Source organism: Aeromicrobium sp. HA (assembly GCF_027171405.1).
In the GTDB taxonomy this organism is placed as follows: Bacteria; Actinomycetota; Actinomycetes; order Propionibacteriales; family Nocardioidaceae; genus Aeromicrobium; species Aeromicrobium tamlense.
This window is the reverse complement of sequence record NZ_CP114372.1, coordinates 1196630-1222002: the sequence shown is the minus strand read 5'-3', so window position 1 is coordinate 1222002 and position 25373 is coordinate 1196630. Positions and strand designations below refer to the sequence as shown.

At 71.3% G+C, this 25373-nt stretch carries 30 protein-coding genes; 12 read left to right on the top strand and 18 right to left on the bottom strand.

Annotated elements, in window-relative coordinates; translation table 11 throughout:
- The 4 genes from O3S82_RS05990 to O3S82_RS05975 form a co-directional block, all read right to left on the bottom strand.
- Positions 1 to 1038, bottom strand: a complete 1038-nt coding sequence (locus tag O3S82_RS05990) for a patatin-like phospholipase family protein (protein ID WP_269306312.1) — start codon at positions 1036 to 1038, stop codon at positions 1 to 3.
- Between the two features lie 183 nt (positions 1039 to 1221).
- On the bottom strand, positions 1222 to 1926 hold the full coding sequence (locus tag O3S82_RS05985; RefSeq protein ID WP_269306310.1) for a hypothetical protein: 705 nt from the start codon (positions 1924 to 1926) through the stop codon (positions 1222 to 1224).
- A complete protein-coding gene (locus O3S82_RS05980; RefSeq protein WP_269306308.1) occupies positions 1923 to 2762 on the bottom strand; it encodes a hypothetical protein in 840 nt (279 codons plus the stop codon). The genes O3S82_RS05985 and O3S82_RS05980 overlap by 4 nt, the downstream gene beginning before the upstream one ends.
- A 44-nt stretch (positions 2763 to 2806) precedes the next feature.
- The gene (locus O3S82_RS05975) at positions 2807 to 3277 is read right to left on the bottom strand and encodes a DUF6326 family protein (protein WP_269306306.1); all 471 of its coding nucleotides are present in this window, start codon (positions 3275 to 3277) and stop codon (positions 2807 to 2809) included.
- Between the two features lie 159 nt (positions 3278 to 3436).
- Between O3S82_RS05975 and O3S82_RS05970 the strand changes: the two genes are divergently transcribed.
- On the top strand, positions 3437 to 4573 hold the full coding sequence (locus tag O3S82_RS05970; RefSeq protein ID WP_269306304.1) for a sensor histidine kinase: 1137 nt from the start codon (positions 3437 to 3439) through the stop codon (positions 4571 to 4573).
- Positions 4570 to 5232, top strand: a complete 663-nt coding sequence (locus O3S82_RS05965) for a response regulator (RefSeq protein WP_269306302.1) — start codon at positions 4570 to 4572, stop codon at positions 5230 to 5232. Before O3S82_RS05970 ends, O3S82_RS05965 begins: the two co-directional genes overlap by 4 nt.
- 6 nt (positions 5233 to 5238) lie before the next feature.
- Here the strand turns inward: O3S82_RS05965 and O3S82_RS05960 are convergent, their stop codons facing one another.
- The 3 genes from O3S82_RS05960 to O3S82_RS05950 form a co-directional block, all read right to left on the bottom strand.
- Positions 5239 to 5640, bottom strand: coding sequence for a Rid family detoxifying hydrolase (locus tag O3S82_RS05960; protein ID WP_269306300.1), 402 nt, complete (start codon positions 5638 to 5640; stop codon positions 5239 to 5241).
- An 85-nt stretch (positions 5641 to 5725) separates the two neighbouring features.
- Complete coding sequence (locus tag O3S82_RS05955; protein WP_179425350.1) at positions 5726 to 5905, bottom strand: hypothetical protein; 180 nt, start codon at positions 5903 to 5905, stop codon at positions 5726 to 5728.
- Positions 5906 to 5928: 23 nt separating this feature from the next.
- Positions 5929 to 6558, bottom strand: coding sequence for an NAD(P)-dependent oxidoreductase (locus tag O3S82_RS05950; protein WP_269306298.1), 630 nt, complete (start codon positions 6556 to 6558; stop codon positions 5929 to 5931).
- 128 nt (positions 6559 to 6686) lie between these two features.
- Here O3S82_RS05950 and O3S82_RS05945 point away from each other — a divergent pair, with 128 nt between their 5' ends.
- The 5 genes from O3S82_RS05945 (at position 6687) to O3S82_RS05925 (ending at position 13044) form a co-directional block, all read left to right on the top strand.
- Positions 6687 to 7274: a hypothetical protein gene (locus O3S82_RS05945; RefSeq protein ID WP_269306296.1), complete on the top strand. Its 588-nt coding sequence runs from the start codon at positions 6687 to 6689 to the stop codon at positions 7272 to 7274.
- A 409-nt stretch (positions 7275 to 7683) separates the two neighbouring features.
- The gene (locus O3S82_RS05940) at positions 7684 to 8268 is read left to right on the top strand and encodes a hypothetical protein (RefSeq protein ID WP_269306294.1); all 585 of its coding nucleotides are present in this window, start codon (positions 7684 to 7686) and stop codon (positions 8266 to 8268) included.
- 187 nt (positions 8269 to 8455) lie between these two features.
- A complete protein-coding gene (locus tag O3S82_RS05935) occupies positions 8456 to 10072 on the top strand; it encodes a helicase (protein WP_269306292.1) in 1617 nt (538 codons plus the stop codon).
- A gap of 44 nt (positions 10073 to 10116) precedes the next feature.
- On the top strand, positions 10117 to 12639 hold the full coding sequence (gene hrpB / locus O3S82_RS05930; RefSeq protein ID WP_269306290.1) for an ATP-dependent helicase HrpB: 2523 nt from the start codon (positions 10117 to 10119) through the stop codon (positions 12637 to 12639).
- An 18-nt stretch (positions 12640 to 12657) separates the two neighbouring features.
- Entirely contained in the window at positions 12658 to 13044 is a 387-nt protein-coding gene (locus O3S82_RS05925) for a nuclear transport factor 2 family protein (protein ID WP_179425358.1), read from the top strand.
- Here O3S82_RS05925 and O3S82_RS05920 read toward each other — a convergent pair.
- Entirely contained in the window at positions 13041 to 13985 is a 945-nt protein-coding gene (locus O3S82_RS05920; RefSeq protein ID WP_269306287.1) for a DUF2510 domain-containing protein, read from the bottom strand. The two genes, O3S82_RS05925 and O3S82_RS05920, sit on opposite strands and share 4 nt — an antisense overlap.
- Before the next feature lie 69 nt (positions 13986 to 14054).
- Complete coding sequence (locus O3S82_RS05915; protein ID WP_269306285.1) at positions 14055 to 14591, bottom strand: hypothetical protein; 537 nt, start codon at positions 14589 to 14591, stop codon at positions 14055 to 14057.
- 78 nt (positions 14592 to 14669) lie between these two features.
- On the opposite strand from O3S82_RS05915, the gene O3S82_RS05910 reads away from it, so the two are divergent.
- Positions 14670 to 15044 carry a hypothetical protein gene (locus tag O3S82_RS05910; protein WP_269306283.1) on the top strand — a complete coding sequence of 125 codons (375 nt, stop codon included), beginning with the start codon at positions 14670 to 14672 and terminating at the stop codon, positions 15042 to 15044.
- Between the two features lie 12 nt (positions 15045 to 15056).
- On the opposite strand, the gene O3S82_RS05905 is transcribed toward O3S82_RS05910, so the two are convergent.
- Complete coding sequence (locus tag O3S82_RS05905) at positions 15057 to 15317, bottom strand: Txe/YoeB family addiction module toxin (protein WP_269306281.1); 261 nt, start codon at positions 15315 to 15317, stop codon at positions 15057 to 15059.
- Positions 15314 to 15565: a type II toxin-antitoxin system Phd/YefM family antitoxin gene (locus O3S82_RS05900; protein ID WP_269306280.1), complete on the bottom strand. Its 252-nt coding sequence runs from the start codon at positions 15563 to 15565 to the stop codon at positions 15314 to 15316. The genes O3S82_RS05905 and O3S82_RS05900 overlap by 4 nt, the downstream gene beginning before the upstream one ends.
- 140 nt (positions 15566 to 15705) lie before the next feature.
- On the opposite strand from O3S82_RS05900, the gene O3S82_RS05895 reads away from it, so the two are divergent.
- On the top strand, positions 15706 to 16101 hold the full coding sequence (locus O3S82_RS05895; protein ID WP_269306277.1) for a hypothetical protein: 396 nt from the start codon (positions 15706 to 15708) through the stop codon (positions 16099 to 16101).
- The gene (locus O3S82_RS05890; protein WP_179425368.1) at positions 16098 to 16346 is read left to right on the top strand and encodes a hypothetical protein; all 249 of its coding nucleotides are present in this window, start codon (positions 16098 to 16100) and stop codon (positions 16344 to 16346) included. The genes O3S82_RS05895 and O3S82_RS05890 overlap by 4 nt, the downstream gene beginning before the upstream one ends.
- A gap of 10 nt (positions 16347 to 16356) precedes the next feature.
- Here the strand turns inward: O3S82_RS05890 and O3S82_RS05885 are convergent, their stop codons facing one another.
- The 6 genes from O3S82_RS05885 to O3S82_RS05860 form a co-directional block, all read right to left on the bottom strand.
- A complete protein-coding gene (locus O3S82_RS05885; RefSeq protein ID WP_269306274.1) occupies positions 16357 to 16836 on the bottom strand; it encodes a pyridoxamine 5'-phosphate oxidase family protein in 480 nt (159 codons plus the stop codon).
- Positions 16837 to 16883: 47 nt separating this feature from the next.
- Entirely contained in the window at positions 16884 to 17174 is a 291-nt protein-coding gene (locus tag O3S82_RS05880; RefSeq protein WP_179425372.1) for a DUF1540 domain-containing protein, read from the bottom strand.
- 93 nt (positions 17175 to 17267) lie between these two features.
- Positions 17268 to 18788 (bottom strand): Asp-tRNA(Asn)/Glu-tRNA(Gln) amidotransferase subunit GatB, encoded by a 1521-nt coding sequence (gatB, locus tag O3S82_RS05875; protein ID WP_269306272.1) that lies wholly within the window; start codon positions 18786 to 18788, stop codon positions 17268 to 17270.
- On the bottom strand, positions 18785 to 20290 hold the full coding sequence (gatA, locus tag O3S82_RS05870; RefSeq protein ID WP_269306270.1) for an Asp-tRNA(Asn)/Glu-tRNA(Gln) amidotransferase subunit GatA: 1506 nt from the start codon (positions 20288 to 20290) through the stop codon (positions 18785 to 18787). The genes gatB and gatA overlap by 4 nt, the downstream gene beginning before the upstream one ends.
- Positions 20287 to 20589 (bottom strand): Asp-tRNA(Asn)/Glu-tRNA(Gln) amidotransferase subunit GatC, encoded by a 303-nt coding sequence (gene gatC / locus O3S82_RS05865; RefSeq protein ID WP_179425378.1) that lies wholly within the window; start codon positions 20587 to 20589, stop codon positions 20287 to 20289. Before gatC ends, gatA begins: the two co-directional genes overlap by 4 nt.
- Positions 20590 to 20627: 38 nt before the next feature.
- Positions 20628 to 21188 (bottom strand): hypothetical protein, encoded by a 561-nt coding sequence (locus O3S82_RS05860; protein ID WP_269306267.1) that lies wholly within the window; start codon positions 21186 to 21188, stop codon positions 20628 to 20630.
- 82 nt (positions 21189 to 21270) lie between these two features.
- Between O3S82_RS05860 and O3S82_RS05855 the strand changes: the two genes are divergently transcribed.
- Positions 21271 to 21975 (top strand): cutinase family protein, encoded by a 705-nt coding sequence (locus O3S82_RS05855; RefSeq protein ID WP_269306265.1) that lies wholly within the window; start codon positions 21271 to 21273, stop codon positions 21973 to 21975.
- Between the two features lies 1 nt (position 21976).
- Here O3S82_RS05855 and ligA read toward each other — a convergent pair whose 3' ends face one another.
- Positions 21977 to 24256 (bottom strand): NAD-dependent DNA ligase LigA, encoded by a 2280-nt coding sequence (gene ligA / locus O3S82_RS05850; RefSeq protein ID WP_269306263.1) that lies wholly within the window; start codon positions 24254 to 24256, stop codon positions 21977 to 21979.
- A gap of 94 nt (positions 24257 to 24350) precedes the next feature.
- Here ligA and O3S82_RS05845 point away from each other — a divergent pair, with 94 nt between their 5' ends.
- Positions 24351 to 25352, top strand: a complete 1002-nt coding sequence (locus O3S82_RS05845) for a DNA topoisomerase IB (protein ID WP_269306261.1) — start codon at positions 24351 to 24353, stop codon at positions 25350 to 25352.
- Positions 25353 to 25373: the final 21 nt, after the last annotated feature.

Below are 25373 nucleotides of genomic sequence, written 5' to 3'. Positions count from 1 at the left end.
TCATTCCATCGCTTCCGGCCGCCATGCCGGCACCACCAGGTCGCGGTCGGGATCGGGCTCGGGCGCCGGGGGCCCGGCAGGGTGCTTCCTCACCCAGGCAGTCGCGGCGCTGTGTCCCGCGTCGAACAGGCTCGCCCGCTGCTCGGGGGTGAGGTCGAAGTCGGTCCAGCGCACGCCCTTGGGCTTGGCGAAGATGCTGCGGTCGATCGCGGCAGGGTCGCTGACGTGGCGCACCTGCGTGGAGTCGACGGTGGTGAAGATCAGGTTCGTCAGCAGCGACAGCGGCGACGTGACCGGCTTGGCCTTGGCGCGCTCCCCTGCCGGCGAGCTGAGCCGCACGCCGAGGGTGGGCCAGCGGCTGGGCTTGCCGTCGTGGCGGTCGAAGAGCTCGATGGGATAGCTGCGCAGAAGCGAGCCGTCGGCGAGGGTGAGCGTGCCGTACTGCGACTTCAGCCGAACGGGCTCGAAGAGGAACGGGATCGCGGCCGAGGCTCGCACCGCGCGGGCGACGGAGTACTCGTTCGGGTCGTGGCCGTGCGCGGGCAGGTCCCACGGTAGGAACATCGCCCGCTGGCGGGACAGGTCGCTGGCGGTGACGACGAGCCGGAACGACTGCCCCTGCGGCAGCGCGCTGCCCGGGTCGTCGAAGTAGAGGTCGCCGAAGGTGCGCACGCCGAGGTCGCCCAGGACGCCCCGCACCCACTGCTCCATGTGCCGGCCGGGGTGCGCGCCGAGGTGGAAGAGCACGCCCCACGCGTCAGCAGCGCGCGGCCACCAGCCGAGCATCGCGCCGCGCTTGCGACGGTCGAGGAAGGCGCTGTAGTCGATCGTGCGCATGATCTCGTCGACCCGACTGAACGGCTCCCCCGCGTGCTGCATCGCCGCCATCACGGCTCCGACCATCGCACCGGCGGACGACCCGCCGATCCGCGCGAACGTGTAGCCGTTCTCGGCCAGCGCGGTCGCCGCCCCCACGAGGGCGATCCCCTTGACTCCCCCGCCCTCCAGGACGAGGTCGATCGCGCGCGTCTGCTCCACGGTTCGACTCTATGGGCTCGGCGCGACCACGGCCCGGCTCAAGCGTTCGGGCCCGGTGCGCCATGTGATGTTCTGACCGACCTGATGCGCGATGGCACCCGGTGAACAACGCACCGGACTGTGGTCACCCGGCGCCTGCAATATGGCGCGCTCTGTGCCCTTCCGTCTCAACCGGAAATGACGTCACTGGCGGGTGGGCACGAGGCCCGTGCGGCCGCCCCAGGAACCGTGCTCGGACAAGGGCCGGAACCGGAAGGTCGCGAACTCGTGGTGGAAGTCGCGGCGCTCGCGCTCGCGCATGGCGTCGACGTGCCGCGTCGGGTCGGGCACGTCGGAGCGTCCGTGCACCATCTCCACCATCTGGCGCGCGCTGCGCCAGATCGTGAAGGTCGAGATCGTCCGCGGCGGACGGAAGGCGGCGACGGCGAGCGTGACGCCCGGGTGGTCGCGCACGAGGCGCTCCACAGGCCGGCCGTGGTGGAGGAAGCGGGGGATCTCGGGGATGCGCATCCGGGCCAGCGTGACGGCCACGACCGGCTCGTCCTGGTCCCACGAGCCGGCCCGGACGGGCAGTCCGGGCAAGGCGGCGAGGCTCGACCAGCGGCGCAGGTACTCCAGCCGCACGTGCCAGCCGGCGGCGAGCGAGCGGCCCAGTCCGTCACTGGCAAGGAACCGCTCGAGTGAGGCTTCGTCCTGCCACTGCGCGAAGACCGCGAGCCTGCGCAGCTGGAGTCGGTCGGGCGACACGACCGGCGCGCCGAGCCGCATGAGCGAGAGGCTCTCGAGGTGGTCGAGCCCGGGGACGGTGTCCGGCGTGGGCGGTCGCAGCAGGGCTCTGGTCCCCGTGCGGCGCGGGACCTCGGCGAGGTGGAAGCTGTGGATCGTCACGACTCACGCTCGAGCCTGTAGTGCAGGCGCAGGGCCGAGACGCCCCACATGCGCAGCTCATGATCGGTGCGCAGCACGCCGTCCGGATCGACGAAGACGTGGAAGGTCTCGTGCAGCGGCACGCGTGCGGCGTGCTCTCCGGCCTCACGGACGACCACGTACGCCCCGTCCTGTCCGAAACGACCGCGAGGCGACTCGAGGAGCAGTCCGCCGTCGGGCGTGACCGAAGGCCGCAGGAACACCTGCAGGTTCCCCGACTCGAGGGGGAAGGCGACATGCACGCTCGGGCCCGCGGCGCCCGGCAGCGTCCGCGCGGAGTAGGCGCCGCTGAAGACCGTCCGACCACTCGCACGCAGGGTCCGCGTCCACGCGGACGCGACGTGGAGGCCGTCGCGGTTCCGTACCGGCGTCACGTGGCTGTCCATGCCGTGCGCGACGTCGAGCGGCCTCATCGGCAGGGCGAGCTGCTCGACACGGCGGCCCCACAGGCGCGAGATCAGCTCACCGGCCGGCCAGAACACCGGCGACCAGCCGGACCACACGTCCATCCGCCAGCGCGCGGTGTGCTCGTAGAAGTCGCGCACCAGCGGGTTCAGGCGATCCGCCGCGAACCCGGGACCGTCGAGGACGGCCATGGACGGCAGCAGTCCCGCGTCGGGGTCGGCCTCCCCCAGCACGCCGCCGTGCCGTGCGGCCTCCGTGCCGATCCAGTCCGTGCCCACGCGGGCCGAGGAGCTCACCGGCGCGTCGAGCCACCGCTCCGCCCCGTCGAGGTCGACGCGGCGACCGGTGAGTCGCCAGAAGCTCCTCGACCCGAGGTCCAAGACGTGAGGCACGGACCAGATTGTGCCGCATCCATCGGCACCGTGACCCGCACTTGCTACCGGGAGCGGACCGTTCCCTGCCGCGTGGTCGCTGCCACCGACGGAGCGACACGAGGCCAGGTCCAGGCGCTGCGCAGGATGAACGCGAGCACCATCAACTCCAGCACGACGCCGAGTCCGTAGAAGAGCAGCCAGGACTCCCCCGCCACGTTGAACGCCGTCACGGGCACGAAGAGCGAAGCCGCGACGAGGTTCGCGATGCGGTTCACCCGGGCCGGCAGTGCCGCCGACAGCACGACCATCAGGGACGGGACGGACATGAGGGCCAGCGCCGCGGTCGAGAAGGTCTGGGAGAGGTCGAACTCGAAGACCCGGCCGTCGAGGATGTCCTCCACGACGCCTGGCGTGAAGAAGTTGAGAATGTCCACGTAGGCGTACAGGAACATGAGGCTGGTCCAGGCTGCGGCGAGCCTGACGCGCACCGGGATCGGCTGGTCGTCGAAGGTGTTGGGTTGGCGTGTGCTCATGGTGGGCTCCGTTTTCGTGAGGATCGTTGCGTCCACGCTCGCCCGGCACGGCGGCCTGCACATCGGTCCCGAGGCCTGAGCCGATCCGGCCGATGGAATGGCCTGATTCTCGTTCTTTCGGCGGGTGTGCCGGCGCGCGCCGATCCCTAGGGTGGAGCCGTGTTCACTGTCCGGCGCTCCCTGTGGGACGAGCCGCGACCTGCCGACGCCCCGCCCGTCGGACGGCTCGACTGGCTGCTGGCAGGCGTGTTCGCGATCGCGACGCTGGTTGAGGGCGCGGTGCGGCCGGACGTGGCCTGGCGTCCCCTCGTGACGGTGCTGGGACTGGCACTCGTGCCGGCTCTCCTCTGGCGGCGGAGCCATCCCTTGCCGGCCGCCTCGGTCGGGTGGGGTGTCGCCGGGGTGCTCTCGGTCCTCCAGCTGACCGCCGACACCTCGGACCTCGGCCTCTACTCCATGCTCGCCGTGCTGGTCCTGCTCTACTCCCTCGTGCGTTGGGGCTCGGGACGCGAGATCGCGGCGGGATTGGCCTTCGTGGCGGCCGTCGCCGTGCTCGGGATGGTCGCCTCCAACGCGGGCTTCGCCGACCTCTTCGGTGGGAGCGTTCTCCTGCTGCTGGTCGTCGCCCTCGCGGCGGTGTTCCGCTACCGCGCAGACCTCTGGAGTCGTCAGCAGAGGGAGATCCGCAACCAGGAGCGGGTGGCGCTCGCGCGCGAGCTGCACGACACCGTGGCTCACCACGTCTCGGCCATCGCGGTGCAGGCGCAGGCCGGCGGCGTGGTCGTCGGCTCCCAGCCCGAGAAGGCCGCCGAGGTCCTGGCCGCGATCGAGTCCGAGGCCTCGCGAACCCTCGCGGAGATGAGGTCCATGGTGCGCCTCCTGCGCGAGGAGGAGTCCGTCGACTACGCACCGCAGCGGGGCGTCGCGGACCTGCCTGCGCTGGCGCGCGTCGACACGACGCCTGCCGTCGAGGTCTCGCTGGACGGCTCGCTCACCGAGCTGGCGCGCCCCGTGGACGCGGCGCTGTACCGGCTCGCGCAGGAGTCGCTGACGAATGCCGTGCGGCACGCCCGCGGCGCGACGCGAGTCGCGATCGACGTCCACCGCGAGGGCGACGCCGTCAGACTGCGTGTCAGTGACGACGGACGGATCGAGACGGAGACGCCCGAACCCGGTTTCGGCCTGCTGGGGATGGCCGAGCGCGCCCAGCTGCTCGGCGGGTCGCTCAGTGCGGGTCCGGGGCCAGAGGGCGGCTGGGTGGTCGAGGCCGCGCTACCCCTGAAGGCTCCGGCATGACCATCCGCGTGGTGGTGGCCGACGACCAGGACCTGGTCCGCACCGGGCTCGTGATGATCCTCGGCGCGCAGCCCGGTCTCGAGGTCGTGGGTGAGGCCGCGGACGGGCTCGCAGCGCTCGACCTGGCCACGCGGCTGCGCCCCGACGTCCTCCTCGTCGACATCCGGATGCCCGGACTTGACGGCGTCGAGGTCACGCGCCGCCTCGCCGGACCTGACGTGGCCGACCCGATGGCGGTCGTCGTGATCACCACCTTCGACCTCGACGAGTACGTCCTCGGCGCCCTTCGCGCCGGCGCCCGCGGATTCCTGCTCAAGGACGCCGGGCCGGACCTCCTCGTGCAGGCCATCACCGCGGCCGCGAACGGCGACGCACTGATCGCGCCCAACGTCACCCGCCGACTGCTGTCGACGTTCGCCGACCAGGCCCCGACGACTCCGGTCCAGCCCGTCGCGCCCCTCACTGAGCGCGAGGAGGAGGTGCTCGCCCTGGTGGCACGGGGACGGACCAACGCCGAGATCGCCTCCGAGCTCTTCGTCGGCCTGAGCACGGTCAAGTCCCACGTCGCCTCGCTGATGGCCAAGCTCGGCGCCCGCAACCGCGTCGAGATCGCGATGTGGGCATACGACACGCGGCGGGTCAGGGCCGACCAGTCGTGAGCGCTCTCAGTCCCGGGCCAACGCGACGGCCTCGATCGAGACGAGGAGTCCTCGCGGCAGCCGCACGTTCGCAGGCGCGGACCGTGCGGGCGGCGGGTCGGGCATGAATCGGGCGTAGACCTCGTTCAGCTTCGCGAAGTCGTCGACGTCGGCGTAGAAGATCGTGGTCTTCACGAGGTCTGCCAGCGACGCGCCCGCCGCCTCGAGGATGGCCGAGAGGTTGATCAGCGCCTGCTCCGTCTGCGCCTCGATGCCCTCGACCACCTGCCCGGTCTCGGGATCGATGCCCGCAGTTCCCGAACAGAAGACAAAGCCGCCCGCGACGATCGCCTGACTGTAGGGACCGAGCGCAGCCGGAGCCGCGTCCGTCTCGATCGCCACCCTGGCCGCTCCACCTTCGTGGCCCATGCAGCGAGCCTAGGCAGCGTCGAGGCTCTTGAACAGAGTTGCGAGGGCGTCGCCTCTCTCACCCCGCGCCGGGACGCAGTTCCGCCTACGGCTGGGGGTCGCCCTCCGAGTCGTCGTCCTCGTCCTCGCTGCTCAGCGCTGCGCCGAACGCGACGCCGATCGCGATGCCGAAGCCGATGAAGGCCCACTGGTCGAGCGCCACGGACAGCGCGACGCCCATGGACATGCCGATCGCGAGTCCGACGGCGAGCTTCGACGAGTCCATGCCGGCGAGCCTATCCGCGACTCTCAGGCGTGACCGATGAAGGGCTTCTGCCGTACGAAGGTCGCGTCCTCCACGCACTCGAGCAGGAAGGCCGCGGTCTCGTCCCGCGTGATCGCGCTGAGCTGGAGTCTGGGCGGGATCTCGGTGAACACCTGCAGCTCACCATCGGGAGCGCTCTTCGCGAACGGGGCCGGCCTGACGATCGTCCAGTCGAGGCTCGTGCGCTCGATCAGCGCCTCCTGACGGTCCTTGTCGGCGTAGCGGTGGCGCGTGAAGAGCGGGAAGAGGACGTGGTTGTAGTACCAGCCGCCGTGCCCCTTCGAGTCGCCCGCGCCGATCCCGGTGACGGCGACCAGGCGCTTCACGCCGGTCGCCTCCATCGCCGCGCCCAATGCCCTCGTCGAGTCGGAGAACAGCGTCGTCCGGCCGAGCGAGTCGATGCCCAGGCACAGGACGACGGCGTCGTGCCCCTCGAGACTTCGCCGGAGAAAGGGCTCGTCGGTCGGCTCGCCCTCAGCGACGCGCACGTCCTCGGACGGGGTCACCCTGGACGCCTCTCGGGTCTGGGCGGTGACGGTGTGTCCCTGCGCGACCGCGCGGGCCAGCAGCCGCGAGCCGACACCGCCCGACGCTCCCACCACGAACAGTCGCATCGCAGGCCACCCCTCTGACTCGGACTTGGTACGTCCATCGAAACATGCCCCGGGTCCAGGCGGCTCCCATCCGGCGCGGAACCTCCAAAGCGCGTCGGTCCGGCGCTCGGTCGTGTCAGACTCTCGGCGTGTCGACGACATCCACGGACCGCGCGGCTTCCGGACTCCGACCGACGGCTCGGCGCCGCCGCAAGGGGATCGTGGCGATCCTCGTCGCGATCGTGCTGGCGGCGGCGGGGATGGTGGCGTGGAACTGGTGGACGCATCCGAAGGCGTTCGGTGGACTGGGCGACGGCTATGAGCCCGATCCCCGACCGCTGGCGGATTCAGCTCTCTCGACCACGGTGGTCTTCCCCAAGATCAAGGGCTCTCCCGAGACCGTCACGATCAGGGGACTCGACGCGACATTCTCCGAGAACACCGCCAAGGCCGGTGCCACCTTCTGGATCTGTCACATGACCGAGGGCGAAGCTCCCATCCTTGCCGTGTTCGACCCGGAGTCGACCTGTGCCGACATCGAGAAGGTCACCACCCCCATGCGCTTCGAGCACGGCGTCCGGCCGGACAGCGACTACCTCTTCGTCACCATCACGCCGACTCGATCGGGCGTCGCGAAACTCGAGTCCGTCGACATCGACTACTCGCGGTCGAAGCGTCATCTCTACCAGCGGGGAACCGAGACCATCGCTGCCGCTCGCGTCGTCACGGTGCGCTGAGTCATGGGCTGAACGCCGAGTGGGAGCGGCCTAGCCTGCACGGTCGTGCAGGTCGCGAGCTATGCGGCGATATTCGCCTTCCGTTGGAGCGACCTCGCGTGGGTCGTCATCTGGTCCGTTGTCGTGACCATCACCGTGGTCTGCATCTTTCGTGTTCGAGTCGTCCTGGCGAAGTGCGTGTATGCCCTGAGCCTTGCACCTGTCGGGGTGGTGCTCTGGGCTGGGTCCAGTACCTCAACGGGACGGCCACGGACTTCTTCGGCCTGTACTTCATCTACGCCGGGCTGCCGCTCGTCTTCCTCTCCGTCGTCGGCCTGCTGACCGCACACACCGGGCCGGAGCCGTTCGACCCCTGGGGATGACCGGCGAAGGTGCCCCGGAGACCGCTCCGCCGTGGAACACTCTCCGGGTGTCAGTCATCGCCGGGGCCGGGTCGGCGCCAAGCCCTCGTCCCAAGAGTCGCCGACGTCTCCGCCGGCTGCTGGCCGGCTTTCTCGCTGTCGTCGTGGTCGCAGCGGGAATCGCGGCGGTGCACTGGTGGACGCACCCGACGACCTTTCGTGATCTCGGCGATTCGTACGGAACTCAGCCGTTGCCGGTGGCCGACGCTGCTCTCTCGACCACGGTGATCTATCCCCAGACCAGCGGTTCTCCGGAGGTGGTGGAGATCGAGGGGCTCGACGCGACGTTCTCCACCAACACCGCCAAGGCGGGCGTCACGTTCTCGATCTGCCACATGGCCGCGGACGAGGACCCCATCGGTGCCGTCTTCGAGCCACAGTCGACCTGTGGCGACATCGAGCCGTTCGAGGCACCAGCACGCTTCAACCACGGCGTGGACCCGAACAGTGACTACCTGTTCGTCACCATCACGCCGACGCGAGCCGGCGTGGCACGCCTGTCGTCGATCGACGTCGACTACCGACGTCCCGAGCACTTCCACCAGCGCGGGACCCAGACCATCCAGGTCGGTGCGGAGGTCAACGCGCGCTGAACCGCGCTCCCTCGCTCACCTGGCGTGGGCGAGCCGACGGCCCTGGACACGAACCGCCGGGTAGCGTCCGAGGGTGGCCAGTCCTCGCCGTTCTCGTGCTCGTCGCCGCAGCACGTCCTCCCGCCGCGGCGGGACGCGACAGTCGACGAGGCCGCTGCCGTCGGCCGGACCGGGTGAGCGCATCTGGGTGCTCGACGTCCCCTTCGGGACCCAAGTCGATGGGGCCACTTGGCACCCTGCGATCAAGACCCACCTCTACGTCGGGCGCGCTCTGCCCGCACACCTCGAGCCGCACGCTCCCGGGCCGTACACGCTCGGTCGGTTCGTCGAGAACTCCCTCAATCCCGAGCCGACGCCCAACCCCGAGCCGACCGAAGCGCTCGAGCCCCGCAGGATCCAGTTCGAGGCGGCGGACGCCATCGCGGCACGGGCCGAGGCCGGCGGACGGCAGTTCCTGCTGGCCGACGAGCCCGGCGTGGGCAAGACGATCTCGGCCGTCCTCGGCGCGACGGCCGTGGGCGACCTGCGCGGTGCGCGACGAGTGCTCGTCGTCGCCGACCGACCCGCCGCGATCACCATCGGCCACTGGTGCCGCACGATCGAGGCGCTCGGCCACGGGGGCCTGGAGTGGGTCGTGATCACGTGGGACCGGCTGGAGAAGGTCAAGGACCACGCGTGGGACGTGATCATCGCGGACGAGGCGCACGCCCTGCGGCGGACGACGACGAAGCGGTGGAAGCTCTGGGCGCGGATCTCCGGACACGCGCGCCCGCACGACAAGGCGCCGTTCGTCATCGCGACCACGGCGACGCCCGGGCACACGCCGCTCGAGCTCCCCTACCTCGCCCCGGCCTACGCCCAGATCCTCGGTGAGCCGATGAGCGAGTGGACCTCGGCGACGCAGCCCGCCGCCGTGTTCGCGACCGCACTCGAGCGCCACGGCGTCGAGCTCGAGCACGGCCGCTACGGCGCGGCCTGGACCGCCGACCCGGCGCGACGCGCCGCCGACCTCAAGCTGGTGCGTGGCTGGCTGAACGAGGAACAGCCGCCCGCGATGCTGCACCGCCCCGCACCGTGGGGGCCCGTGCCGATCTCCGGCATGCCGGTCGCGCTGACGCCCGCGGAGCGAGCCGCCTACGAGGCCGAGTGGGGCGAGTTCTGCCGTGAGATGGACATCGCCCGTCGCGGACGCAACGTGGCGAAGGGCCGCGCCGCCCTTCTGCGCTTCCGGCAGAAGGCCGGGCTCATCCGCGTCGACTCCACGGTCGCCTGGATCGCCCAGCAGATCGAGTCCGACCGGCAGGTGGCGTGCTCGGTGGAGTTCGTCACCACCGCGGCTGACCCGATCACCGACCGGCTCCGTGACTCCGGCATCGAGGTGGCCACCATCTACGGCCGCGACCGGTTCGACACCGAGGCCGAACGGCTCCGCTTCCAGACCGGGGAGGCGAGGGTCTGCGTCTTCACCGCCGTCGCCTCGATCAGCCTGCACGCCGGGGAGACCCTCGCCGACGGCCGCCAGGCGAGCACCGAGCCGCGGGTCGGCCTCTTCCACCAGGCCCGCTTCTCGGGGATCGCCGCTAGACAGGTGACCGGCCGCACCCACCGGGATCATCGTGTCTCGCCGTGGCACATCGCCTACGCCGAGGCCACGGTCGAGGAGCAGGTCGGCAAGGTGATGGTGGAGCGGATCGCCGCGGCGTCCGACACCGTGGGCAGCGACACCACCGGCCTCGCCGACCTGGCGCAGCTCCTCGGGGCCGACTGGCTGCCGCCCACGACCCTCACCGAGGACGGCGCCTGAGCTCGCCACGTCCATGCTCGGCTGAGGTCGGGCAGACTGCTGGGGTGTCCGACCCGCTGCGCAGGCTGCTCGCCGCACCGCCCGACCTCCCGGTCACCGCGGGCCTGCCGGCTCTCGACGAGGCGCTTCGCAGCCGCAGCCTCGCGGTGGTGCACGCGCCGCCCGGCACGGGCAAGACGACCTTGGTCCCGCCTGCCGTGGCCCAGTCCGTCACGGGGCGCGTCGTCGTCACGCAGCCCAGCCGCATTGCGGCGCGTGCCGCCGCCCGGCGACTGGCGCACCTGCTGGGCGAGCCGGTCGGCGAGACGGTCGGGTACTCGGTGCGTGGCGAACGACGGACCAGCCGGAGCACGCGCATCGAGGTCGTCACGACGGGACTGCTGCTCCGGCGGCTCCAGCACGATCCCGAGCTCGCCGGCGTCGGCGCCGTCATCCTCGACGAGGTGCACGAGCGCCACCTCGATGCCGACCTGACCCTCGCGCTGCTCCTGGACGTCCGCGCGAACCTGCGCGAGGACCTCTCCCTCGTCGCGATGTCCGCCACCATCGAGGCCGAGCGCACGGCCGCGCTGATCGGTGGCGGCGAGGCTGCCCCGGTGATCAGCGTTCCGGGGGCGCTCCATCCGGTCGAGACCGTCTGGTGTCCGGTGCCTCCGGGGACGCGTCGCACCGACGACCGCGGCATCACCCCGGCCTTCCACGACCACGTCGCTGCGACCGTGCGTCGCGCGCTCGCCGAGCACGGGGGCGACGTCCTGGTCTTCGTCCCGGGGGTCGCGGAGATCGACGCGGTCATCCGTCGGCTCGGCGGGGTGGAGGCGGACGTCCACCCGCTGCACGGACGACTGTCCGGCGCCGAGCAGGACCGAGCGCTGAGCGAGGGCCCACGTCGACGCGTCATCGTCTCGACGGCGGTCGCCGAGTCGTCGCTGACCGTGCCCGGGGTGCGTGTCGTGGTGGACGCCGGCTTCTCGCGCGAGCCCCGGACCGACCACCGCCGCGGTCTGGCCTCCCTCGTCACCGTCACCGTGAGTCGGGCCGCGGCCGACCAGCGAGCAGGACGAGCCGGCCGCCTGGGTCCGGGCGCCGTGCTGCGGTGCTGGTCCGAGGCGGAGAACGCGCACCTGTCGGCGCACCCGGCGCCCGAGATCGCCACCGCCGACCTGACGGCCTTCACGCTGGAGGTGGCGTGCTGGGGCAGCCATGACGTCCGAGAGCTGGCGCTCCTCGACCAGCCCCCTCCGCACGCCCTCGGGGCGGCCCGGCGGGTGCTCGTGGAGCTCGGCGCCATCACGGAGGACGGGAGAGCCACCTCGCGGGGTCGAGCCATGGCCGACGTCCCGGTCGACCCGCGGCTCGCGCGAGCCCTCATCGACGGAGCCCCACTCGTCGGGTCGAGGCGCGCTGCCGAGGTGGTCGCGATGCTCAGCGAGGACGTCCGTGCTCCCGGAGGCGATCTTGTCGCGGCGCTCAGATCACTGCGCTCCGGACAGCGGTCCGGCGCCTGGCGCAGCCAGGTCACGCGCTTGGAGTCCGTGGTGAAGGAACAGGTCGGACAGAGGGACAACGTCCCCGCGCTGACGGACGACGTCGCGGTCGGGCTCGTGGTCGCCCTCGCGCACCCGGACCGCATCGCGCGCAAGCGCTCCGGCGGCTCGAGCTACCTCATGACGTCCGGCACGGGCGCGGCCCTCGATCCGCGCGACCCCGGACCGCTCGCCGGCCTGGAGTGGCTCGCGGTCGGTGACGCGGAGCGACGGTCCGGGCAGCGTGAGGCCCGGATCCGCTCGGCGGCTCCGCTCACGGAGGACCTGGCGCTCGAGGCCGCAGGCTCGTCGTGGACCGAGGTCGACGAGGTCGGCTGGACCGACGGACGCGTCGTGGCTCGCCGCCGCACGCTGCTCGGCGCGATCGAGCTCAGCTCGGTCCCGATCAGCGATCCGCCGGTGGAGGCCGTGGCCCAAGCGATCGGGGAGGCCGTGGAGAGCGAGGGCATCGGCCTGCTCACGTGGTCGGAGGCGGCGATCGCGCTGCGAGCTCGGCTCGACTTCCTGCACCGCGCGATGGGCGACCCGTGGCCCGACGTGAGCGACGAGGCGCTGACGCAGAACCTTCAGTCGTGGCTGGGTCCGCAGCTGGCGCGAGTCCGCTCGGCCCGCGACCTTCGCCGCATCGACGTCGTGGCCGCACTGCGGGCGCTGTTGCCGTGGCCCGAGGCGGCGCGGCTGGACGCGCTGGCGCCGGAGCGCGTGGAGGTCCCGAGCGGCTCGATCGTGCGGATCGACTACTCCCAGGAGCAGCCGGTGCTCGCCGTCCGGCTGCAGGAGGTCTTCGGCTGGGACTCGGCGCCGGCCCTCGCGGACGGCAGGGTGCCGCTCCTGCTGCACCTGCTCTCCCCCGCCCGACGTCCGGCCGCCGTCACGGCCGACCTCGACTCGTTCTGGGACAACGGCTACCCGGGCGTCCGCGCCGACCTCCGCGGCCGGTACCCCAAGCACTCCTGGCCCGACGACCCGCGCACCGCCCCGGCGACCCGCCGCACGAACGCGCGCCGCACCCGGGACTGAGCCGTCCATGATGGACGCATGACCACCGAACGCGCGGACCGCGTCCGCGCCCTGTACCAGTCGTTCAACGACCGCGACCTCGATGCCGTGCTGGCGGCGATGGCACCGAGCGTCGAGTGGCCGAACGGCTGGCGCGGTGGGCGGCTGACGGGTCGCGACGAGGTGAGGGCGTACTGGCAGCGCCAGTGGGAGGAGATCCGCCCGATGACCGTCGTCCGACACATCGCCGAGCGTCCCGACGGCACCGTCGAGGCACGTGTCCGCCTGGTCGTCCGCGACCCCGCCGGGACCGTCCTGGAGCGCTCCGAGACGACGCACGTCTACGAGTTCGCGGGACCCCTGGTCCAGCGCATGAGGGTCGAACCCCAGGACGCCGTGGCGGGTGAAGCGTCGACATCCGCCTAGTCGCACCCGGTTCCGTCACCGTCCCTGTCGAGCCGGTACGGGTCGCTGCCCGTCACTGTGACGGGGTGCCCGATCTCGCCGCAGTCGAGGTCCGCGACGATCGGCAGGCAGGGCGAGTACCCGGCCATGCAGTCCTTGTCAGCTGTCTTCGCCTGGGGAGGCTGCGGAACCAGTGGGACGGGCTTCGCAGCCTTCCGACACGCCGGCACCGAGGCCGAGGCGAAGGCACGGTCGAGTCGACGACCGAGCTCGGGGTTCTCGTGACGGAACTCCTCGAGGTAGCGGTCGTCGCCGAGCCCGCGCCGCGCGAGCATGACGTTCAGCGACCTGCCCTTCGCGTCCCGCACCTCAGCGACCAGGCGGCCGTGCGTGTCCTCGGCATACGCGTTCACCGAGTACCCGTTGCGCAGGAGCTTCCGTGTGAAGGCCGTGGCCTCGGATCCGCACTGCTCATTGCGCTCCGGCGTGTTGACGAGTCCCAGGCGGTACTCGTTGCCGTCGGATCCCACCCAGGAGTCGCCGTCCTTCTGGTCCGTGATGAACAGCATGACGACGGGCTCGTCGGTCGGTTCGGGCGTCGTGGACGGCTCGGTCGTCGGTGACGGCTCGACGTCGGCCGGCGACTGGTCGACCGTCCGGGCGGGCTCTGTCGCATGGACCGGCTCGCTCGTCACGGTGTCGTTGGTCTCCGACGTGGCCGCGGCACCGACCGCCACGATCCCCATGACGGCCGCGCATCCTGCGACCAGCCAGAGCTCCCACCTGCGAAGCCACGGCTTGCGGACGCGGTGAGTGTCGGCCGTGAAGCCCGCGGACGACTGGTAGGCGTTCAAGGCGTACGGATAGTTCCGCGCGGTGTAGTTGGTCCACGCGGACCCGTCCCAGTAGCGCAGCTCACCCTGGTCATCGGCATACCAGCCGGCGCGGGGACCCTCGGTCATCGAACGAGCGTCCCATGATCGTTCTGCGAATGTGGCGAAACAGGGTCAATCCAGCGGCGGCCCCACGCGCTACCGGGCTGTCATCTCCACGAGGGACCCCGCCGCCTGCGTTGCGGTCTGGAAGAGGTGTCGACCCGAGCGCCGGTACGTGATGTCAGCACCATCGATCGTCAGCCGTCCAGGCCTCGTGGCGGTCACCGTCATCAGGATCTGTGATCGCCGGCCGTCCTGCCCGAACGTCCTTCTGGCCGTGGGCCCCGTCGTGGCGCAGAAGTCGGCGATGTCCCCCTCGTCCCCGGAGCCGAGACCACCATTCGCATCCTGGAGCACGCACGTCAGGAACCCGAAGCGCGCAGCGGTCTCGTCCCGGACGACGCGTGGCGCGATGTCGAGGACCTTGACCGTCTCGTCCACTCCACTCAGGTGATCCACGACGGAGATGACGTGAGTCTGGCCCACAGTCAGGCTCTCGCCCTCCTGCCCTCCCTGGGCGAGAACAGTCGGGTGGGTCCACCAGTAGCCGGCGGCGAACAGCGCTGAGCCGAGCAGCAGGACGATCGCCTCGGCACCGACCCACCGGTACGCCACCGGGCGATCCACACGCATGTCGTGCACTCTCCCACGAGGACTGGCGCCAGCGGGCCAGTTCCTCGAAGTCGAGCCCGCCGCCCGTACGCTTTCGGGATGGCCAGGGAGAGGAGCCGGGACCGCCAGCTGCCGTTCTTCGTCATGGCGCGCACCGAGCACGGCCACTATCCGCACCCGGTGGAGGTCGCCGTTCACCCCGACGGGGCGAGCTCGCGTATGTCGTTCTCGATCGGGCCGCACGCCGCGAACGCGGGAGGACAGGTCGCGCTGGCTCGTGTCCTCGACGAGAACCAAGCCGGCCTGAACCCGATGTTCGCGACGGAGTTCGACGCGGCCGAGCTCCACTGGCTCGTGCCCTACCTGGTGCGGCTTCAGGCCGGCGAGGATGTGAAGGACGAGATGGTCGCGGCCTACGCAGCCCAGCATGGCCGCTCCCCCGAGGTGCTGTGGCAGCAGCACTACGGCGAGTGAGGTCGGGAACCTTCAGTCGCTGTAGTGGTAACGACAGGCTGCGATGCGGACGTCCTCGTCAACGATCTTGTAGACCAGTCGGTGCTCATCGGTGATCCGACGCGACCAGTACCCCTGGAATCCGTGCTTGAGCGGCTCAGGCTTCCCGATGCCCTCGTTGCCGTTGCGCTCGATGTCGCGAATCAGCACGTTGATCCGCTTGAGCACCTTGCGGTCTTGCTGCTGCCACCACAAGTAGTCATCCCACGCCGCTGTGCTGAAGACGATGCTCAATCGAGCAGTTCCTGCGACGTGCCTTGCTCGGCCTCGAGCTCCTCGATCGAGCCGAGCAGCCGGCGCGCGTTGGCCGGGCTGCGCAGGAGGTAGGCGGTCTCCTTGAGGGACTCGTAGTCATCGAGCGAGACGATCACCGCCGGCTCGTGGCCGGCGCGGGTGATGACGACCTCCTCGCGGTCATCGACTACCGCATCGAGCACTTCGGCGTACCGCCGGCGCGATTCGCTGTACGACATCGTCCTCATGGCTCATCCCTCCTAGGTACAGGAAATTGTACGCGTCAAAGTCGAGTGTCGCCAAGTGCGTCCGCCGCACTCCAGTCCTCCGCAGGCGGGTTGATCGTCACCGCCGCCGCGAGGCACGAGCCGAGGGTACGATCACGCTCGTGCGCCGGGCCACGTATTCGACTGCCGAGCTGACGGCCCTGAGCTTCGTCCTCGTCTTCTTCGGCTCCTCGCTCGTCATGCCGCTGAGCGAGGAAGGTGCCTCGTGGAGCTGGATCTACGCGGCGCTGTCCGCGGTCAGCTCAGTCGTCGGCCTCGGACTCGTCGCGTTCGGGATCTGGTGTGGTGTCCGCCTGTGGCAGGCTCTCCGCGGGGCGTCGAACATCGGTGGCCTCGTCGCGATCGGGATGTTCGCGCTGTTCAGCATCCTGATGACTCTCGGTCCGCTCTCCAGCGGCGTCTGGCCGTGGGACGCCGCCCTGCTCGCGGCGCTGGGTCTCTACTTCCTCGCCATCCTGGTGCTGGAGATCTGGGCCGGGTCGAGGAGGCGACCGTGATCTCGGCGTTCGTGGAGCACCTCGTCGACCGGGTCCTCGAGCGGCTCACGCGGCACCCGGACGCCAACGCGGCCCGGGCGGCCTATCAGCAGGCCCTCCGTCAGCCGCCGGAGCTCCGCGATGCCGCGTTCCGCGAGGCGCTCGCGGACGAGGGCGTCACGTTGGACCTCGACGTCGAGGAGCATCTGCTCGGAGCGCTGAGCCACGGAGTCCCGGCGCGGCGCGCGTGCGCCGTGCTCGAGTAGGCGACTTGGCTCAGAGCTGAACGGTGTCGTTGTCGCCGAGGTCGGGCTGGGAGTCGGTGACGAGACCCTTCACGAACTGGACGGCCGCCGTGACCTTGCCCGGGGACTCCCAGTACTCCGCCGTGGTGGCGTCGATGCGCAGGGCGATGTTGTCGGGGTCCTCGGGGCCACCGGACATGAAGGCACCGGAGGACGCGTCCCAGAGGTCCTCGACCTTGCCGCGGTTCTGCTCGACGTGCGCGGTGCCGCTGAGGGAGACCCAGCCGGCGTCGCTGGCGTAGGCCACGTTCACGCGCGGGTCGGCCTCCAGGGCCTGCACCTTCTCGCTGCTGCGCTCGGTGAGGAACCAGGTCGTGCCGGGGTGCTCGAAGTCCTGCACGCCCATCGGCGTGGACACGAGGAGGCCCTCCTGCGAGACGTACGTCAGGACCGCGATCCTGGTGTCGCGCATGATCTTGGTGACGGTCTCGGTCTGGTCGCGTGAGGTCATGCCTCGACCCTCGCACCACGACCGGGAGACCGCCTCTCGAGGAGCGACTACGCCACCTGGTAGGTCAGGCAGTCCGCGGCGTCGGCGCCCGGCCCGACCCGGATCGAGTCCGCGTGGCACTCGAGATGGTCGTTGTGGGTGCAGTCGGTGCGGTGACAGGCGCCGACCATCGCGGTCGCGGTGGGCAGGCCACCGGAGACGCTGATGTCGATGAACGTGCCGCAGCCGGCCTCGGTCCCCGTGATGTTGATGGCCCCTGCGTGGCACTCGTGGTCCGCGTTGTACGAGCAGCCCTCGACCGCGCAGTCGTGGACGGGTGGCAGTTCCTTGACGCTCATGGTCGCCTCCGGCGGTGGTGGTCCTGCCTTCGACGGTACGACGACGCCCCCGCACTGAGGGAAGACTCAGTACGGGGGCGTTTCGTCGGTGCGTCAGGAGAGCTTCTCGAGGATCAGCTCGCGCACGCGGCCGGCGTCGGCCTGGCCGCGCATCTCCTTCATGACGAAGCCGATCAGCGCTCCGGCGGCGGCCTGCTTGCCGTCGCGGATCTTCTGCGCGGCGTCGGGGTCGTTCGCGATCGCTCGGTCGACGGCCTCGCCGAGCGCGCCGTCGTCCGAGACCACCTCGAGGCCGCGGGAGGCCACGACCGCCTCGGGCTCACCCTCGCCGGCCAGCACCCCCTCGAAGACCTGGCGGGCCAGCTTGTCGTTGATCCGGCCGGCGTCGATCAGGCCCTGGATCTGGGCGACCTGGGCCGGAGTGATCGCCAGCGCGCTGACGTCGGTGCCCTGCTCGTTGGCCGTGCGGGCCAGCTCGCCGAGCCACCACTTCTTGGCGACCTGCGGCGAGGCGCCCGCGGCCACGGTCTCGACGACGAGATCGAGCGCACCCGCGCCCACCGTGTCGCGCATGTCGAGATCGCTGAAGCCCCACTCGGACTGCAGGCGCTTGCGGCGCTCCGACGGCGGCTCGGGCAGCGTGCCGCGCAACTCCTCGACCCACTCGCGCGACGGGGCGACGGGCGCCAGGTCGGGCTCGGGGAAGTAGCGGTAGTCGTCGGCGTCGGACTTCGGGCGGCCGGCCGACGTGGTGCCGTCGGACTCGTGGAAGTGACGCGTCTCCTGCAGGATCGAGCCACCCGCGTCGAGGATCCCGGCGTGCCGGCTGATCTCGTAGCGGACGGCGCGCTCCACCGAGCGGAACGAGTTGACGTTCTTGGTCTCCGAGCGGGTGCCGAGCTGGTCGGAGCCCAGCGGCTTCAGCGACAGGTTGACGTCGGCGCGCATCGAGCCCTGGTCCATGCGGGCGTCCGAGACGCCGAGGGCGACCATGAGGTCGCGGACCTGGTTGACGAACGCGCGCGCGACCGCGGGCGCCTTGTCGCCGGGGACCTCGATCGTGCGGGTGACGATCTCGATCAGGGGGATGCCGGCGCGGTTGTAGTCCAGCAGCGAGTAGTCGGCGCCGTGGATGCGACCCGTGCTGCCGCCGACGTGCAGCGACTTGCCCGTGTCCTCCTCCATGTGCGCACGCTCGATCTGGATGCGGAAGGTCTCGCCCTCGCCCCCGTCCTCGGAAGGCACAGTGACGTCGGTCCACCCGTCGAAGGCGATCGGCTCGTCGTACTGCGACGTCTGGAAGTTCTTCGGCATGTCCGGGTAGAAGTAGTTCTTCCGCGCGAAGCGGCACCACTCGGCGATCTCGCAGTTGAGCGCCAGACCCATCCGGATCGCTGACTCGACGGCCTTCGCGTTCACCACCGGCAGGGCGCCCGGAAGGCCCAGGCACACGGGGCAGATCTGCGTGTTCGGCTCGGCGCCGAACGCCGTGGAGCAGCCGCAGAACATCTTCGACGCCGTGTTGAGCTCGACGTGGATCTCCAGGCCCATCACGGGCTGGTACCGGGTCAGGGCGTCCTCGAACGGGACGAGCTTCGTGTCGGTGGTGCTCATCGGGCGGCCTCCAGCTCGGGGGCGAGTGCGGCGAAGGGGCTGCCGTCGCGCTCGGCGACGAGGCGCTCCACGGCGGCACCCGCGTTGTACAGGCGGTCGTCGGCCATCGCGGGGGCGAGGAACTGCAGGCCCACCGGCAGGCCCTCGGACAGGCCGATCGGCAGCGAGATGCCGGGCACGCCGGCGAGGTTGGCCGGGATCGTCGCGATGTCCTGGGCATACATGGCCAGCGGGTCGTCGAGCTTCTCCCCCAGGCGCCACGCGACGGCGGGCGACGTGGGCGAGGCGAGGACGTCGACCTGCTCGAACGCGGCCTCGAAGTCGCGCGCGATCAGCGTGCGCACCTTCTGGGCCGAACCGTAGTACGCGTCGTAGTAGCCGCTCGAGAGGGCGTAGGTGCCCAGGATGATGCGGCGCTTGACCTCGTCGCCGAAGCCCGCGTCGCGCGAGGCGGCCATGACCTGCTCGGCGCTGGGCACCTCGACGCCGTCGGGCGAGACGCGCAGGCCGTACCGCATGGCGTCGAACTTGGCGAGGTTGCTGCTGACCTCGCTCGGCATCACCAGGTAGTAGGCGGCCAGGCCGTGCGCGAAGCTCGGGCACGAGACCTCGACGATCTCGGCGCCGGCCTTCGCGAGGAGCTCGATCGACTCCTCGAAGCGCTGGCGCACGCCGGGCTGGAAGCCCTCGCCGCCGAGCTCGCGGATGACGCCGACCCGCAGTCCCGAGACGTCGGCGCGGCGGGCGGCCTCGACCACCGGCGGCACCGGGACGTCGAGGCTGGTGGAGTCGCGGGGGTCGTGTCCGGCCATCACCTCGTGCAGCAGCGCTGCGTCGAGGACGGTGCGGGTGACCGGGCCGGCCTGGTCGAGGCTGCTGGCCATCGCGACGAGGCCGTAGCGCGAGACACCGCCGTACGTGGGCTTCACGCCGACGGTCCCGGTGACGGCGCCGGGCTGACGGATCGAGCCGCCGGTGTCGGTGCCCACGGCGAGCGGCGCCTCGAACGCGGCCACCGCGGCCGCCGAGCCGCCGCCGGAGCCGCCGGGGATCCGGTCGGTGTCCCACGGGTTGCGGGTGGGGCCGTAGGCCGAGTGCTCGGTGGAGGAGCCCATCGCGAACTCGTCCATGTTGGTCTTGCCCAGGATCGGCAGGCCCGCGGCCTTGAGTCGCGAGACGACCGTGGCGTCGTACGGCGGGATCCAGCCCTCGAGCATCATCGAGCCGCACGTGGTGGGCAGGCCCGTGGTGGTCAGGACGTCCTTGACCGCGATCGGCACGCCGGCCAGGTGGTGCAGGGACTCCCCCGCGTCGCGGCGGCGGTCGACGTCGGCGGCCGCGGCGAGCGCGCCCTCGGCGTCGACGTGCAGGTAGGCGTGGATCTCGCCGTCGACCGCGGCGATCCGGTCGAGGTGCTGCTGCGTGACCTCGACGGAGGTGACGGAGCCCTCGGCGAGCGCCGCCGCGAGGTCAGCGGCGGTGGAACGGGTCAGGTCGCTCATTCTTCTCCCAGGATCTGCGGGACGAGGAAGCGCTGTTCCTCACTGGCGGGGGCACCGGCGAGCGCCTCGTCGGGCGTCAGGCTCGGCGTCACCTCGTCGGGACGGAAGACGTTGGTCACCGGCACGGGGTGACTCATGGCCGGGACGTCGTCGCCGGCGGCCTGCTGGACGACCTGGACGTAGTCGAGGATCGCGGGGAGCTCGGCCCCCAGGCGATCGAGCTCGGACTCGGACAGTTCGATCCGCGCGAGGCTCGCCAGATGGGCGACGTCGTCGCGGGAGATCTCGGGTGACGACATGCCTTCCATCCTAGTGAGCGACATCGGACCGCCAGCACTCAGGACGCCCGGTGGTAGGTCAGCTCCCAGCGGCCCTCGACCCACTCGACCTCGAACCGGACGCCGGACGTGTGCGCCGGCTCCTCACCCCTGAGCTCACCGCTCCGCGGGTCGAACCGTCGTGAGGGCGGGGAGTGGATCTCGGCCTCCACGACGAACCTGTTCTCGCTCGGATTCTCGAGCGACATGATCCGCACCGTGGGCCGCTCCTCGTAGAGGTGGATCTCTTGGGCGTAGAACGCACCGACGTCGCCCGCCAGGACGCACAGGTGGCACGACTCCGCGTCGCCGAGGTCCGCGAGCGAGGAGGGATCCTGCGCGGCGAAGGCGTACGTCGGCACCGCCACGAGATAGTCGACGTAGGCGCGCAGGCCCTCCTCGGACTTCACATCTCGAGGACGCTCGGGCCTGAGTAGCTGGTTCCACCCCTCACTCTCCGCCGGCGTCTTCGTCGGGGCGGTGAGCTCGGGAGTCGGCGTGGGGTCATCGTCACCTCCCCAGCACCCTGCCAGCGGCAGCACGAGGACCAACGAGGCGGCCAAGGCGCGCAGACGATGCATCAGCACCCCTCCCCGAGATGCGGTCACGGCTGGCTTCACCGTACGCGCCCGTCAGCGGCGGCGATGGGCGAGGATGACGTCCATGCTCCCTCGGACCGCGGCGCTCGCCATGGGATGCGCGCTGCTCACGGGATGCCAGAGCAGTCCGACCGATGAGCGCGAGCAGGCGTCGAGCTGTCCCGTCATCGAGATCGTCGGCATCCGCGGGCAGGGCCAGTCGCTCGACGCGCATCGCGGCCTCGGTGCCGAGGTGGACGGGATCGCGACGGCCCTCGCCGACGATCTCGCGTCGACCGGCACCGTGCGGACGACGGCGATCCGGCACGAGAGCGGCCTCGGGAGCTGGGACGACTACGTCGAGGACGTCGCCGAAGGGCGCGAGCTGCTGGGCGAGCGGCTGCGGTCGCTCGCCGCCGAGTGCCCTGACACCCGGGTCGCCGTGATCGGCTTCAGCCAGGGCTCTCAGATCGCCCGCGAGGCGCTGGCGGCCGAGCCGGGGCTGGCGCGCGACGTGGACGCGCTGGTGCTGGTGGGCAGCCCGTTGCGCGACCCGTCGTCGCCGTTCCACCACGTGGAGCTGCCCGGTGGCGTGCCGTCGGCCGGTGGCCGGCTCGGCCCCGGCCCGGACCTCGGCGACCTGTCCGCGCGAACCGTGGAGGCCTGCGTCACCGGCGACACCGTGTGCGCGAACGACGGCTCGTCCGACCTCGCCGTGCACCGGAAGGCCTACGAGAGGCCGGCCGTGGCGCAGGCGATCGCGGACGCCGCCGCCGACGTGCTGGGCTGACTCACGCCAGCGCGTCGGGGCCGCCCTCGAGCAGCTTGACGAAGCCCGCCTCGTCGAGGATCGGGACGCCGAGCTCCTCGGCCTTGTCGGCCTTCGAGCCCGCGTTCTCGCCCACGACGACGTAGTCGGTCTTCTTGCTCACCGAGCCGGCCGCCTTGCCGCCGGCGGCGATGATCGCCTCCTTGACCGAGTCACGCGTGAAGCCCTCGAGCCCGCCGGTGACGACGACCGTGAGCCCGTCGAGCACTCCCCCGGCCGTGGACGCGGCGCCGGGGCCCGGGTGGTCGGGGATCGCGAAGCGCACACCGGCGGCCTGCCACTGGTCGACGATCTCGCGGTGCCAGTCGACCTCGAACCAGTCGGTGACCGAGTCGGCGATGATCCCACCGACTCCCTCGACCGCCGCGAGCTCCTCACGCGTGGCCGCCCGAATCGCCTCGATCGACCCGAACCACTGCGCCAGTGCCCTCGCCGCGACCGGGCCGACGTGGCGGATGTTGAGCGACACCAGCTGGCGCCAGAAGTCCTTGGTCTTGGCCTTCTCGAGCTCGTCGAGCAGCACCTGGGCCTGCTTGGACGGATCGCCCGTCTTGACCCGGAACGGCGTGCGGACCACGGGCTCGCCGGTCTTCTCGTCGAGCTTCGGCTCGCCGGTCTCGGCGTCGCGGACCTCGACCTCGATCGGGACGAGCTGGTCGATCGTGAGGGAGAACAGCCCGGCCTCGGAGTCGAGCGGAGCGCCCTTGCCCTGGGTGAGCGCGGCGGCCGTGACCTCGCCGAGCGCCTCGATGTCGAGGGCGCCGCGCGAGCCGACGTGCTCGACGCGTCCGCGCACCTGCGCCGGGCAGGTGCGGGCGTTGGGGCAGCGGAGGTCCTTGTCGCCCTCCTTCATCGCCCGCAGCGGCGTGCCGCACTCGGGGCAGCCCTCAGGCATGACGAACGCGCGCTCGCTGCCGTCGCGGCGCTCGACGACCGGACCGAGGACCTCGGGGATCACGTCGCCGGCCTTGCGCAGGACGACGGTGTCGCCGATCAGCACGCCCTTGGCCTTCACGACGTCCTGGTTGTGGAGGGTGGCCTGGCGGACGACGCTGCCGGCCACCCGGACCGGCTCCATCTGCGCGTAGGGCGTGGCGCGGCCCGTGCGGCCGACCGACACGACGATGTCGAGCAGCCGGGTCTGGACCTCCTCGGGCGGGTACTTGTAGGCGATCGCCCACCGCGGCGCGCGGCTGGTCTCGCCGAGCTCGGGGTGCAGGGCGAGCTCGTCGACCTTGACGACGAGGCCGTCGATCTCGTGCTGGAGCGAGTGCCGCTGACCGCCCAGCTCCTCCATGCGCGCCACCACGGCGTCGACGTCGTCGAGGACGCGCGTGTTCGGGCTGGTGGGCAGGCCCCAGCCCTGCAGCAGGTCGTAGACCTCGCTCTGGGCGGCGACCGGCGGGCGCTCCCAGGCACCGATGCCGTGGACGTAGAGGTTGAGCACCGCGATGCGCTCGTGGCCGGCCTCGAGCTCGAGGCCCGACTTCTTGTCGAGCTGCTGGCGCAGGCCGCCGCTGGCGGCGTTGCGCGGGTTGGCGAAGGCCGGGAAGCGGCGGGCCGCACTGGCGGTGGCGCGCTCCTCGCTGACGCCGCGGCTCGTGGACTCGGCGACGGCGCGATCGCGCAGGTCGGCCTGGAACGCGTTGAGCCGCTCGAACTCGGCGATGCCGATGAAGACCTCGCCGCGGACCTCGACAAGCGGCGGGTGGCCCTCGCCGTCGAGTCGCTCGGGGATGCCGCGGACCTTCAGCGCGTTGACCGTGACGTCCTCGCCGACCCGCCCGTCGCCGCGCGTGGCGGCCGAGACCAGCACGCCGTCCTCGTAGCGCAGGTTGATCGCGAGGCCGTCGATCTTGGCCTCGGTGAGCCAGCGGACCTGGCGGCCCGCCGCGCGCTCGGTCTTGGCGCACCATTCGCGCAGGTCCTCGGGCGAGAAGACGTTGTCGAGGCTGAGCATCCGCTCGGCGTGCTGGATCGGCGGCAGCGCCGTGGCGCCCGTGGCCGCGCCGACGTTCAGCGTGGGCGAGTCCTGCCCCTGCAGCTCGGGGTGGAGCCGCTCGAGCTCCTCCAGCCGGTGCATCCAGCCGTCGTACGTGGCGTCGTCGACGAGCGACGTGTCCTGGCCGTAGTAGGCGTCCCGTGCACGCTCGATCTGCTCGGTGAGCTCGGCCGCCTCCGTGCGCGCACCCGCCGCGCCGGGATCGTCGTCGGGGACCGCCGTCGCACGTGTTTCCGCCATGTCGCCGAGCCTAGTGCGAGCGTCGGACACTGCCACGCCGGTGCGCGCGTGCGGCCGAGTTGCCGCGCGCCGCGAGCGACCTAAGGTGCGGAACATGAGACTTCGCCGCGTGACGACCCGCACCCGGGGCTGGACGCGGCGGCGTGCCGGGCGCGGGTGGACCTACCTCGACGAGCTCGGCGCCACGATCACCGGCGAGGAGCGCGAGCGCATCGAGGCCCTGGTGATCCCGCCCGCGTGGACCGACGTCTGGATCAGCCCCTGGGAGAACGGTCACCTGCAGGCCACCGGCGTGGACGAGGCCGGGCGGACGCAGTACCTCTACCACCCCGAGTGGGTGCGCCAGCGGAACCTGGAGAAGTTCGACCGGGTCAGCCAGATCGCCCAGGAGCTGCCGAAGCTGCGCGCGCTCGTGACCGACCACATCACCGCGACCGACTCGTCGCGCGAGCACGCGGCCGCGGTGGCGGTGCGCCTGCTGGACTCGGGCTCGTTCCGCGTCGGCAACGACGTCTACGCCCGCCAGGGCAGCTTCGGGCTGACCACGCTGGAGCGGCGCCACGTGCGCGCCAAGGGCGAGGCGCTCGTGTTCAGGTTCATCGGCAAGTCCGGCGTGGAGCACCAGGTGGTGCTCGAGGACGCGCCGGTCGTGGACGCCGTGAACCGGATGCGGCGGCGGCGCGGCGGCGGGCCTCGACTGCTCGAGTACCGCGCCAACCGGGCGCGCTACGCGCTGGACTCCTCCGACGTCAACGAGTACCTGCGCGAGCAGACCGGCCTCGACATCAGTGCGAAGGACCTGCGCACGTGGGCCGCCACCGTGCTCGCGGCCGAGGTGCTGGCGCTGTCCGACGAGCCCGGTGACACGAAGGCCTCACGAGCTCGGGCGGTGCGCTCGGCGATGACCGAGGTCGCGCTGGCGCTCGGCAACACGCCGTCGGTGGTGCGCAGCTCCTACGTCGATCCGCGCCTGGTGAGCCTCTACGAGTCCGGCACCGTCATCCCGCGGCAGTCCTTCGAGCAGGAGATCGACGAGCTCGAGCGACGCAACGCGGTCGAGCGCGAGACCCTCCGGCTGCTGCGCAAGGCCGACTGAGCTCTCGGCCTCTCCCGAGAT